Source organism: Paractinoplanes durhamensis (assembly GCF_016862175.1).
Taxonomy (GTDB): domain Bacteria; phylum Actinomycetota; class Actinomycetes; order Mycobacteriales; family Micromonosporaceae; genus Actinoplanes; species Actinoplanes durhamensis.
The window spans coordinates 152316-163705 of record NZ_BOML01000019.1 but is presented as its reverse complement, the minus strand read 5'-3'; the positions used below and the strand labels follow the sequence as shown (position 1 = coordinate 163705).

Genomic DNA, 11390 nt, shown 5'->3' with positions numbered 1-11390 from the left:
GCGCACGACATGTTCGACCGCGACACCGCCTCCAAGGCTCTCGGCATCGAGTTGCTCGCCGCCGGGAACGGCGAGGCCACCGTGCGGATGCGGGTCACCGGCGACATGGTCAACGGGCACGCGATGACGCACGGCGGTTACGTCTTCATGCTCGCTGATACCGCGTTCGCGTGTGCGTGCAACAGCCATGGTCCGGTGACCGTGGCAGCCGGCGCCGACGTCACGTTCCTCCGCCCGACCAAGGCCGGTGACCTGCTCACGGCGTACGCAAAAGAGAGAGTGACCAGCGGTCGCAGCGGGATCTACGACGTGACCGTGACCCGCGACGGCGACGTGGTCGCCGAGTTCCGCGGCCGCAGCCGGGTGATCGGCCCGGGGAGGCCGGCGTGACGGCGCCGCGCCGGCGCGGGCGGCCCGGCCATGACCAGGACGCGGTGCTGACCGCCGCGGTGCGCCTGTTCAACGAGCAGGGGTATGACGCGACAAGCATGTTCGAGATCGCCGAGTCACTCGGCATCACCAAATCGAGCGTCTATCACCACATCAGCGGCAAGGAGCAGTTGCTGCAGATGGCGATGGACCGGGCACTCGACGGATTGTTCGAGGCGGCCGAGGATGTGCGGGAGCTCGATCTGCCGGCCATCGAGCGGCTCGAGCGGCTGATCCGCAGCAGCGTCCTGGTCCTCGCCGAGCGGTTCGAGTTCGTCACCGTGCTCCTGCGGGTGCGGGGCAACACCGAGGTCGAGCAACACGCGCTGACGCGGCGGCGCGAGTTCGACGCGGTCGTGACCGAGCTGGTCAAACAGGCGCAGGCGGAGGGTGACGTCCGGCCGGATGTCGACCCGGCGACCGCCGCCCGCCTGCTGCTCGGCATGGTCAACTCGCTGACCGAGTGGTACCGGCCGCGGCCGGGCGGCGCGGAGGCCATCGCCGACGCCGTCATCAGCATCGCCTTCGAAGGACTGCGCATGTAGGAGGTAGAGAAAGTGCAGGATCGCTCCCCCCGTCCCGAAGATCTCGACCCGATCGAGCGCGCCTCGATCGACGAGTTGCGCGACCTGCAACTGAGCCGCCTGAAATGGTCGCTCCAGCACGCGTACGAGAATGTGCCGCAGTACCGCAAGCTGTTCGACGAGCGCCAGGTGCACCCCGGTGACCTGCGGAGTCTCGCCGATCTGGCGAAGTTCCCGTTCACCGACAAGGCGACGCTGCGGGCCAACTACCCGTTCGGCATGTTCGCCGTGCCGCGCGAGCGGATCGCCCGGGTGCACGCGTCGTCCGGCACGACCGGGCAGCCGACCGTGGTCGGCTACACGAAGGACGACCTGCACACGTGGGCCCGGCTGATGGCACGCTCGATCCGCGCGTCGGGCGGGCGACCGGGCGACCGCGTACACGTCGCTTATGGTTATGGCCTTTTCACCGGAGGCCTCGGCGCGCACTACGGCGCGGAGGAGCTGGGTTGCACCGTCATTCCGGTCTCCGGCGGGATGACCGAGCGTCAGGTCATGCTGATCAAGGATTTCGAGCCGGAGATCATCATGGTCACGCCGAGCTATCTGCTGGCGATCGTCGACGAGATGGAACGGCAGGGCATCGATCCGCGAGCCACCTCGCTCCAGATCGGCATCTTCGGCGCCGAACCCTGGACGCAGGATCTGCGCCGCGAGATCGAGGAACGGCTCGACATGCACGCGCTCGACATCTACGGGCTGTCCGAGGTGATGGGCCCGGGCGTCGCCAACGAATGCATCGAGACCAAGGACGGCCCGCACGTCTGGGAAGATCATTTCTATCCCGAGATCATCGACCCGCAGACCGGCGACGTGCTGCCCGACGGCGAGGTCGGCGAGCTGGTCTTCACCTCACTGACCAAGCAGGCCATGCCGGTGGTGCGCTACCGCACGCGCGATCTCACCCGGCTGCTGCCCGGCACCGCACGCCCGATGCGGCGGATCGAGAAGATCACCGGCCGTTCCGACGACATGATGATCCTGCGCGGGGTCAACGTCTTCCCGACCCAGATCGAGGAGCTGATCCTGCGCACGCCCGCGCTCGCACCCCATTTCCAGTGCGTGCTGAGCCGCGACGGCCGCCTCGACGCGCTGACGGTCAAAGTGGAGCGCCGCACCGGGACGAACCCCGAGGTGGCCACGCAGGCGGGCCACGATCTGGTCACCGCGATCAAGAACACGATCGGAGTTTCGGTACGGGTGGAAGTCATCGAGCCGGACGGTGTCGAACGGTCGATGGGCAAGGCGCGGCGGATAGTCGACCTGCGGAGGGCGTCATGAGGGTGTGCGCCGACCCGATAGGTTGACTGCCGATGCGAAGCCGGACCGTGACAAACCTTGCCGTGGCACTCCCCCTGTTCCTGGCGGGATGCTCATCGTCGCCACCACCTTTGTCTGCGCCGTCCGTTTCGCCGATGCCCTCGTTGTCGCCGCCGGCATCGCCGTCGGCTTCGCCCTCGGCCGATTGCGTCACCCAAACTCTCGGCCGGCTCGGCCCGGCGGAGCTCGCCGGTCAGGTGCTCATGATCGGCACCGCGGTCGACGATCCGGGCGACCTCGGCGACACGGTCGCGAAGTACCACCTCGGCGGGGTGTTCCTGCACGGCCGCAGCACCCGCACGGCCGGTCAGCTGCGGCCCGGCATCGCGGCGCTGCAGCAGCGGGCGTCGCTGCCGTTGCTGATCTCGCTCGATCAGGAGGGCGGCAACGTGCAGACCCTCAAGGGCCCCGACTTCCCGCGGCTGCCGTCGGCGCAGACCCTGGGCGCGGACCCGGCCGCGACGCTGCGCGACACCACCGCGGACAGCGCCCGCCGCCTGGCCGGGATCGGCGTGACGATGAACCTCGCACCGGTCGCCGACACCGTCCCGGCCGTGCTGGGCGAGCGCAACCCGCCCATCGGCTACTGGCACCGGCAGTTCGGCTCCGACCCGGCCAAGGTCGCGGCGAGCATCCGGACGGTCGTGCCGGCCAGCCAGGACGCGGGCGTGCTGACCGTGCTCAAGCACTTCCCGGGCCTGGGCCGGGTGACCGTCAACACGGACACCTCGGCCGACGCCGCCGACAACATGGCGACCGCGAACGATCCCTATCTCGGCCCGTTCTCGGCCGGGATCGAAGCCGGCTCGGCCGCGGTGATGATGTCCTCGGCCCGCTACCCACGGCTCGATCCGGACGCGATCGCGGCGTTCTCCGCACCGATCGTCACCGGGTTGCTGCGCGAACGGCTCGGCTTCCCGGGGCTGATCATGTCGGACGACCTGGGTGCCGCGACGGCGCTCGACGCGGTGCCGGCCGGCCAGCGGGCGGTGCGTTTCGTGGCGGCCGGCGGCGACATGGCGCTCACCATCCGGCCGGCCGACGCGGCGCCGATGTCGGCCGCGCTGGCCGAGAAAGCCGGCCGCGACCCGGCCTTCGGCGCGCGGCTGACCGATGCGGCCCGGCACGTGCTGGTGGCCAAACAGCGGGCCGGGCTGCTCAGCTGCTGACCGGCGGGGCGGTGCTGCCCCGCACCACCAGGTGCGGCACCAGAACCGCCTCGAAACGCACCGTGCGGCCCTTGTCGAGGCGGGAGACGGCGGCCAGCACGGCGTTGCGGGCCTGGGCGGGCGCGTCCTGGTTGACCGAGGTCAGGTCGATGTGGGCGAGCCGGGCCAGGCTGCTGTCGTCATACCCCACGATGGAGACGCGGCCCGGCACGTCGACGCCGGCCCGGACGAACGCGTCCATCAGGCCGACCGCCAGCCGGTCGTTCGACGCCACCACCGCCGTCGGCAGCGCGGGCCCGGCCAGCAGCCGGCGCCCGGCCAGCACGCCGCCCTCCTCGGTGTGGTCGCCCGCGACGATCAGCGGGAGCAGGCCCGCGCGGCGCATCGCACGGCGGTAGCCGCGGCGCCGGATCGCCGCCACCGCGCCCTGCCCGCCGTCGACGAACGCGATCTCCCGGTGTCCGAGACCGATCAGATGCAGCAGCGCCGCGTCGACCCCGATGTCGTCGGCCGGGCGGACCACGTCGACCTGGGCCGCGCCGACCGTGCGGCCGATCACCACGCAGGGCACCTGGGCGGCCAGCCGGTCGAGGGCCTCCTCGGACGCGTCCGGGCCGAGCAGGATCAGCGCCTCGCAACGGAAGTCGAGCAGCGTCTCGATCGCCCGGTCCTCGTCGCGGCCGCGGGTCAGCGTCGACAGCACCACCTCGTAGCCCGCCTTGTCCGCCTCGACGTGCAGCTCCTCGACCAGCTCGGCGTGGAACGGGTTGCGCACGTCGAGCAGGACACCGAGCAGATGGCGCCGGCGGCGGGCGAGCAGGCTGGCCGTGCGGTCGGGCCGGTAGTCGAGCTCGGCGGCGGCGGCCAGCACGCGTTCGCGGGTCTCGGCGCTCGGGCCCGGCTCGCCGCGCAGAACGAGGGACACCGATGCGGTCGAGACGCCGGCGCGGGCGGCGACGTCGGCCAGGCGTGGTCGTTGATCCACCAAATCACTCCCCGTGAATCCCTTGACACAGATCGAGATCGACTCAGATAGTACAGGGACTTAAAGCGCTTTAAAACCGAGCGCCACCCCTCGGAGGTAACCCCCTATGCCGCAACCTTCGCCCCAACCCATCGGCGTCGCCGTCATCGGAGCCGGCACGGTCGGCCGCGCTCACGCCAACGCCTATCGGAGCGCCGCCACCGTCTTCGGCCTCGACCGTCCCGCTCCCCGCCTGGTCGCCGTCGCCGACCTCCACGAGCCGTTCGCCGCCGACGCCGCCGCCCGCTACGGCTTCGCCCGCGCCGAGACCGACTGGCGGGCCGTCGTCGACGCCCCCGACGTCGACGCGATCAGCGTCGCGGTCGCCAACAGCCTGCACCGCGAGATCACCGAGGCCGCCCTGGCCGCCGGCAAGCACGTGCTCTGCGAGAAGCCCCTCGCCCCCAGCGTCGCCGAGGCGCAGTCCATGGTGGAGGCCGCGGCCGCCGCACCCGGCCAGATCAACGCGGTCGGCTTCACGTTCCGCCGCTCCCCCGCGATCAACGCGATCAAGCAGCAGGTCGAGGGCCGGCTCGGCCCGGTGCGCCACTTCGTGGGCAACTACTGGTGCGACTACGGCTACGACCCGCAGCGCCCGATGAGCTGGCGCTATCTCGGCGGCCCCGGCAGCGGCGTGCTCGCCGACATCGGCAGCCACATGGTCGACCTGGCCGAGTTCTTCTGCGGGCCGACCGCCGGCGTGCAGGGCACGACGCTGACCACGGTGGTCGCCGACCGGCCCAAGCCGCTCGGGGTCGCCGTCGGCCACGCCGGTGGCGTCCAGGTGAGCGACGAGCGGGTGCCGGTGGAGAACGAGGACGTCTGCACCTTCACCACGTCGTACGGCAACGGCGCCGTCGGCACCTTCTCGCTGTCCCGGATCGCCTTCGGGCACGCCAACACGCTGCGGATCGACCTGTTCTGCGAGAACGGCACCGCATCGTTCGACCTGACCCGGCCGGCCGAGTTCACCATCGCCGACGCCGGGCCGGCCCCCGAGGTCAACGGTGTACGCACCGTCTTCATCGGCCCCTGGCACCCCTACGTCGGGCAGGGCCTGCCGATGGACTTCCCCACCGTCGGCCACGGGCAGAACGACTTCTTCGTCTACCAGGCCCGCGCGTTCCTCGACCAGATCGCCGGCGACCCCACCCTGCCGCCGTGCCCCGACATGGCGCACGGCCTGCACAACCTGCGCGTCCTCGACGCGGTCGTGTCCGCCACCGACAAGCCCGTCCAGCTCTGAGGAGTCCCCTGATGAAACTCGGTGCCTACACCGCCTGCCTGCACGACCGTTCCCTCGACGAGACCCTGAAGATCCTCGGTGAGATGGGCCTGACCAGCGCCGAGATCAACAGCGGCGGCTTCATCGGCGCCCCGCACCTCCCGATCGACGACATCCTGGCCAGCAGCGCCGCCCGGGAGGATTATCTGGGCCGCTTCGCCCAGGCCAGCATCACGCTGACCGGGCTCAACGTCAACGGCAACCCGCTCAACCCCGACCCGCTGGTCGGTCCGCGGCACGCGGCCGACCTGCACCGCACCATCGAGGTGGCCGCCGCGCTCGGCGTCAAGCGGGTCGTGACGATGTCCGGCCTGCCCGGCGCCCACCCCGGCAGCACCGCGGCCAACTGGGTGGTCAACCCCTGGGACAGTCAGTGGCTCGACGTCCTGGACTACCAGTGGAACGAGGTGGCGATCCCGTTCTGGAAGGACGTCCAGGCCCGTGCCGCCGACGCCGACGTCAAGATCTGCATCGAGATGCACCCGCACAACCTGGTCTTCAACCCGCCGACCCTGCAGCGGCTGGTCGAGCAGACCAACGCCACCCACGTCGGCGCCGAGATGGACCCCAGCCACCTGTTCTGGCAGGGCATCGACCCGGTCGCCGCCGTCGAACACCTCGGCGACCTGGTCTTCCACGCCGCCGCCAAGGACACCCGGATCAACGACGACAACGTGCGGCTCTTCGGCGTCCTCGACGACCGTTTCACCCGGGTGCCGGCCGATCAGAACCCGCTCGGCCTGGGCGGCAACAACACGCTCAACCAGTGGCCGTCCCGGCCGTCGTGGCAGTTCGTGGCGGTGGGCCGCGGCCACGGCGAGGAGTTCTGGGCGCCGTTCCTGCGGGCGCTGCACGCCGTCGATCCCGACATGGCGGTCAACATCGAGCACGAGGACGCCGAGCTCGACCAGATCGAGGGCCTGCGCCAGGCCGCGGAAAGCCTCCTGGCCGCGGCCCGCACCGCCGGCGTCTGACCCCACCCGCCCGCCCGTTTCTTGACAACTGAACAGTGTTACGCCTGGCTCAGGTCGATCAGGTTTCCGTCGGGGTCGCGGACGCAGGACGTGCGGGGCTTCCAGGCGAAGTCGGCCGGCGGGTGATGCTCGGCGCCGCCGGCCGCGAGCGCCCGGCCATGCGCGGCGTCGACGTCGTCGACCAGCAGCCCGAAGCGGGAGCCGCTCGGTCCGCCGCCTTCCTCGAGAGTGATCAGGAAGAAGCGGTCCGAGCGGTACGTGCCGAACTGCAGCGAGGAGATCGCCTCGTTGAAGACGACGTCGAACGCGGCCGTGTAGAAGGCGGCCGCCTTCCGGACGTCGGCGACCTGGATGCGGAGCTGCACCGGGCGGATGTCCTGCAGAGCGGGCATCGGGGTTCCCTTCTCGATGAACTCGTCGACGGCGACGATCCGCTGCGCCAGCACACGGAGTTGAGCGACCAGCCGGTCCCGGTGGGTGTCCAGCGCCGCACGGAAGTCCTCGGCGGGCCGGCCGGCCACCGCCCGGATCTCGTCGATCGGCACGCCGACGGCGCGCAGGCCGCAGATCAGGCGGGCGTCGTCGAGTTGGTCCCGGCCGTAGCGCCGGTAGCCGGTGCCCGGATCGACCTGCGCGGGCTTGAGCAGGCCGATCTCGTCGTAGTGGCGTAGCGCCGGGACGGTCAGGCCGGTCGCCGCGCCGAAGGCACCGATGTTGAAGAGGTCGTCGCCGTTCACGCGTCCAGCATCAGGCCTCAGGTCACCGGAGAGTCAAGAGCGGAGACCGCCGACCGGCCCATCACCCGGGGTGTGACCACGTGCAGGGCGAAGAGGACGTAACCCGCGAGCACCGGCACCAGCACCGGGTGCACGAAGAAGGCCAGCAGCGCGGCCACGCCCAGCACCCCGGCCGCGGCGAGTGGGGCGGCCGGGCGGGACAACGCCATCGTCAGGGCCGACCGCGCCGCTCCCCCGTTCGGTGCCCCGGGAACGCCGGCGCCGATGCGGTGCGGGGCATCGCCGGCACCCGGCGCGACGCCGGCGATGGTCCCGGCGCGCACCGCCACCAGCGCGACGTAGCCGGCCGCCAGGACCGCGACGGCCAGCACCGCGGTCAGGACCGGGGCCCCGCCGGGGACAGCACCCCGGCGCAGAGCCGCCACGTCGATGACGACCAGGGTGATGGCGACGGCCACCGCCGGGCCGGCCACGAGACCGGGCAGCAGCCGGCGCCGGAAGAACGCCCACAGGCCGGTGAAGGACGGCCACCGGCCGTAGGCGATCAGGTGGCCGATCGCGAAGCTGCCGGCCGCCACCGCCGCCCCCGCGGTGAACAGCGGGAGCGACAGCAGCGTCACGACAATGCCGAGCAACGCCAGGTCAGCGGCGAGGCGCAGCGAGTCGCGCCAGTCATGCGGCATCGGACTCACCCCTTCAGGCCGCTGGTGTTGATGCCCTCGACCAGGAGTCGCTGGAAGGCGACGAAGAAGAGGAACACCGGAACCAGCGACAGCAGCGACATGGCGAACATCGGGCCGACCGAGCTCTCGCTGGTCGAGTCGATGAACAGGGTGAGGGCCACCGGCGCGGTGTAGTCCTTGAGGTCGGACAGGTACACCAGTTGCCGGAAGAAGTCGTTCCAGGTCCAGATGAACGAGAAGATCGCCGTGGTGACCAGGGCCGGCCGGCTCAGCGGCAGGATGACGTGACGGAACACCCCGTACGGGGAGGCACCGTCGATCACCGCGGCCTCGTCGAGTTCGCGAGGAATGCCGCGCATGAACTGGACCATGAGGAACACGAAGAACGCCTCGGTGGCCAGGAAGTGCGGCACCAGCAGCGGCAGGTAGGGCCAGCCGCCACCGACCCAGCCGAGGGTCCGGAACAGGATGTACTGCGGGATGATCAACACGTGCCCGGGAAGCAGCAGGGTGCCGATCATGATGGCGAACCAGAGACCCCGCCCGCGGAACTTCAGCCGCCCCAGCGCATAGGCGGCCAGCAGACAGGACAGCGTGTTGCCGATCACGGTCAGGATGGCGACCATCGCGCTGTTCAGGAAGAACCGGCCGAACGCGAAGTCGAACTTGTGCCAGCCGTCGGAGAAGTTCTTCGGCGTGAACTCGCGCGGGAACAGGCCGATGTTGCTGGCGATCTCCTGCTGCGACTTGAACGACGTGCCGACCATCCAGAGCAGCGGGTAGAGCACGATCGCCAGGATCACGATCAACGCCAGCAGGCGTACTTTCGAGCGCATCACCGCTCCTCGGAGTCGGAGTAGTGGACCCAGAACCGCCCGGTGCTGAACAGCACGACCGTGATCGTGCCGATCACCGCCAGGAAGACCCAGGCCATCGCGGACGCGTAGCCCATGTTCAGCTCGACGAAGCCGGCGTTGTAGAGGCGAAGCGTGTACATGAGGGTGGAGTCGACCGGTCCGCCGGTGCCGTTGCTGAGCACGAACGCCGACGTGAAGCCCTGGAAGCCGTGGATGGTCTCCAGGACCAGGTTGAAGAAGATGACCGGGGACAGCATGGGCAGGGTGATGTGGGCGAACCGGCGCCACGGGCTGGCGCCGTCCACCGAGGCGGCCTCGTAGAGCTCGACCGGCACCTGTTTCAGGCCGGCCAGGAAGATCACCATCGGGGCGCCGAACTGCCAGATGGCCAGCAGCATGAGGGTGGGCAGCGCCCAGGTCGGGTCGTTCACCCAGGCCTCGCCCTTGATCCCGAACAGCGACAGGAACGAGTTGACCGCCCCGTCGCCGCTGAACATGCTGCGCCAGACGATGGCCACCGCGACGCTGCCGCCCAGCAGCGACGGCAGGTAGAACAGACCGCGGAAGGCCGAGATGCCGCGCATGGTCTTGTTGAGCAACAACGCCACGCCCAGCGCGGACGCCAGTTTCAGCGGCACCGCGATCAGCGCGAAGGTCGCGGTGACCCGCACCGCGTGCCAGTACTGCGGATCGGCGGTGAACATCCGCCGGTAGTTCTCCAGGCCGATCCAGTTGGCCTCGGTGACCGGGATCAGCGGGCTGTAGTCGGTGAAGCTGAGATACAGCGAGAGCAGCATCGGGATCGCGGTGATCCCGAGCAGGCCGAGCAGCCAGGGTGAGAGGAACACGTAGCCGGCCAGGCCCTCACGACGCCGCCGGCGGGCCACCCGGCCCCGCCGATGTGCGGCGGGGACCGGGGGCGCGGGCTCGGTCGGACGGACCGGCATTTGAGCCATTGTCACGAAAAGTTCCTCAGCTCTGCCCGATGGCCGCCTTGGCGGCCGTGACGAACGCCGTAGCACCCGCCTCGGGGGTCGATCGGCCGTAGGTCACTTCTTCCGCGATGCGGACCAGCTCGGTCTTGACCTTGCTGTGGCCCTTCGGCGGAACGGCCGGCGAGGTCGGCCCGAACTTGGTGCCGAGCTCGTTCTGCACCTCGATGGTCTGCTTCATGCTCGCGTCGGTGACCGACGCCGCGACCTGCGCACGGACGTCGAGGTTGGGCGGCAGGCCCCGGTCGGTGCCGAGGATCTTGCCGGCCTCCGGGTCGTTGGCGAGGAAGTTGACGACGTCGATCGCGGCGTCCTTCTTCTTCGTGCCCTTGAAGATGGAGAAGTACATCGAGGCGCGGGCCCACTGGGCACTCGGGTCACCGGGGTAGGCGATGACGCCGAGCTCGCTCTTGGTGTTCTTCTTCAGCTCCGGCATCTGGTTGACCCAGACCCAGGAAGTGTCCGCCTTGCCGGTCACCACCAGCTGCTTGCTGACGCTGGAGTCGTTGCCCTCGTGGATCACGTCCGGGGTCGGGGTGGCCCCGGCCTCGCGAGCGCCCTTCCACAGCTGGAACCACTTGGTGATGTCGGCCTCGTCGAACGCGAGCTTGTTGTCCTTGTAGAGGTCCTTGCCGTTCTGCCGCAGGTAGACCCAGAGGGCCTGGTAGACGGCGCTCGGGTCCTGGGTGCCGGGCACCTTCGCGACCTTGGACACGTTGGTCGCCCACTTGATGAAGTCTTCCCAGCTCATGCCGGTGGTCGGGGCCGGCAGCTTGAACTTGTCGAGCAGGGTCTTGTCGAACACCAGGCCCTGGGTGTTCTCACCCATGGCGACGCCCGCCAGCTTCCCGTCGACCTTTCCGTACTCGACGAGGCTCTTCGGGAACTTGGCGACGTCGATCTTGCCGCTGTCCGCGGACGGTTGCAGGTCCAGGGTGACGCCGCGCTGGGCGTACTCGGCGATGAAGTTGTCGTCGATCTGGAAGATGTCCGGCGCGTTGCCGCCGGCGGTCAGCGTGGCGAGCTTGTCGAAGTAGCCCTGGTTGGCCTGCCAGGTCTTCTTGAACGTCACGTTCGGGTGCTTCTGGGTGTAGAGCGCGAGCGCCTTGTCGGTCAGCTCGGCGCGCTTGTCGGCACCCCACCAGAAGATGGAGAGCTCGACCTTGTCGCTCGATCCGCCGCCGGAGTCGTCGTCGCCACCACATGCCGCGGCCCCGAGGAGCAGGGGCGCGACGAGAGCGGCGGCGAGCAGGCGGCGGCGTGTCGGACGGAGCGCCGGGGTAGGTTGATCGTGCGTGGCGCTCCTCGTGATGGGAAGCATGTCGTGTGGCTCCTT

Annotated in this window: 12 protein-coding genes; 6 read left to right on the top strand and 6 right to left on the bottom strand. The window is 69.9% G+C overall.

Features of this window, described 5'->3' with window-relative positions:
• The first annotated feature begins 9 nt into the window (after nucleotides 1–9).
• The 4 genes from paaI (at nucleotide 10) to Adu01nite_RS10495 (ending at nucleotide 3502) form a co-directional block, all read left to right on the top strand.
• Complete coding sequence (paaI, locus tag Adu01nite_RS10510) at nucleotides 10–390, top strand: hydroxyphenylacetyl-CoA thioesterase PaaI (protein WP_203726637.1); 381 nt, start codon at nucleotides 10–12, stop codon at nucleotides 388–390.
• The gene (locus Adu01nite_RS10505; RefSeq protein WP_203726393.1) at nucleotides 387–974 is read left to right on the top strand and encodes a TetR/AcrR family transcriptional regulator; all 588 of its coding nucleotides are present in this window, start codon (nucleotides 387–389) and stop codon (nucleotides 972–974) included. The genes paaI and Adu01nite_RS10505 overlap by 4 nt, the downstream gene beginning before the upstream one ends.
• A gap of 12 nt (nucleotides 975–986) precedes the next feature.
• Nucleotides 987–2294 (top strand): phenylacetate--CoA ligase PaaK, encoded by a 1308-nt coding sequence (paaK, locus tag Adu01nite_RS10500; protein ID WP_203726392.1) that lies wholly within the window; start codon nucleotides 987–989, stop codon nucleotides 2292–2294.
• Nucleotides 2295–2428: 134 nt separating this feature from the next.
• Nucleotides 2429–3502, top strand: coding sequence for a glycoside hydrolase family 3 N-terminal domain-containing protein (locus Adu01nite_RS10495; protein WP_203726391.1), 1074 nt, complete (start codon nucleotides 2429–2431; stop codon nucleotides 3500–3502).
• Here Adu01nite_RS10495 and Adu01nite_RS10490 read toward each other — a convergent pair.
• A complete protein-coding gene (locus Adu01nite_RS10490; protein WP_203726390.1) occupies nucleotides 3492–4487 on the bottom strand; it encodes a LacI family DNA-binding transcriptional regulator in 996 nt (331 codons plus the stop codon). The genes Adu01nite_RS10495 and Adu01nite_RS10490 overlap by 11 nt on opposite strands.
• Before the next feature lie 106 nt (nucleotides 4488–4593).
• Here Adu01nite_RS10490 and Adu01nite_RS10485 point away from each other — a divergent pair, with 106 nt between their 5' ends.
• Together Adu01nite_RS10485 and Adu01nite_RS10480 are read left to right on the top strand one after the other, a co-directional pair.
• The gene (locus tag Adu01nite_RS10485) at nucleotides 4594–5772 is read left to right on the top strand and encodes a Gfo/Idh/MocA family protein (RefSeq protein ID WP_203726389.1); all 1179 of its coding nucleotides are present in this window, start codon (nucleotides 4594–4596) and stop codon (nucleotides 5770–5772) included.
• A gap of 11 nt (nucleotides 5773–5783) precedes the next feature.
• On the top strand, nucleotides 5784–6785 hold the full coding sequence (locus Adu01nite_RS10480) for a sugar phosphate isomerase/epimerase family protein (protein ID WP_203726388.1): 1002 nt from the start codon (nucleotides 5784–5786) through the stop codon (nucleotides 6783–6785).
• A gap of 38 nt (nucleotides 6786–6823) precedes the next feature.
• Here the strand turns inward: Adu01nite_RS10480 and Adu01nite_RS10475 are convergent, their stop codons facing one another.
• Genes Adu01nite_RS10475 through Adu01nite_RS10455 form a run of 5 tightly spaced genes read right to left on the bottom strand, consistent with a single transcriptional unit; the run spans nucleotide 6824 to nucleotide 11375 of the window.
• Nucleotides 6824–7522, bottom strand: coding sequence for a MerR family transcriptional regulator (locus Adu01nite_RS10475; protein ID WP_203726387.1), 699 nt, complete (start codon nucleotides 7520–7522; stop codon nucleotides 6824–6826).
• A 17-nt stretch (nucleotides 7523–7539) separates the two neighbouring features.
• Nucleotides 7540–8205 carry a hypothetical protein gene (locus Adu01nite_RS10470; RefSeq protein ID WP_203726386.1) on the bottom strand — a complete coding sequence of 222 codons (666 nt, stop codon included), beginning with the start codon at nucleotides 8203–8205 and terminating at the stop codon, nucleotides 7540–7542.
• A 5-nt stretch (nucleotides 8206–8210) separates the two neighbouring features.
• Nucleotides 8211–9041, bottom strand: a complete 831-nt coding sequence (locus Adu01nite_RS10465; protein WP_203726385.1) for a carbohydrate ABC transporter permease — start codon at nucleotides 9039–9041, stop codon at nucleotides 8211–8213.
• Entirely contained in the window at nucleotides 9041–10009 is a 969-nt protein-coding gene (locus Adu01nite_RS10460) for a carbohydrate ABC transporter permease (RefSeq protein WP_239132281.1), read from the bottom strand. Before Adu01nite_RS10460 ends, Adu01nite_RS10465 begins: the two co-directional genes overlap by 1 nt.
• A gap of 25 nt (nucleotides 10010–10034) precedes the next feature.
• Nucleotides 10035–11375 carry an ABC transporter substrate-binding protein gene (locus Adu01nite_RS10455; protein WP_203726384.1) on the bottom strand — a complete coding sequence of 447 codons (1341 nt, stop codon included), beginning with the start codon at nucleotides 11373–11375 and terminating at the stop codon, nucleotides 10035–10037.
• Nucleotides 11376–11390: the final 15 nt, after the last annotated feature.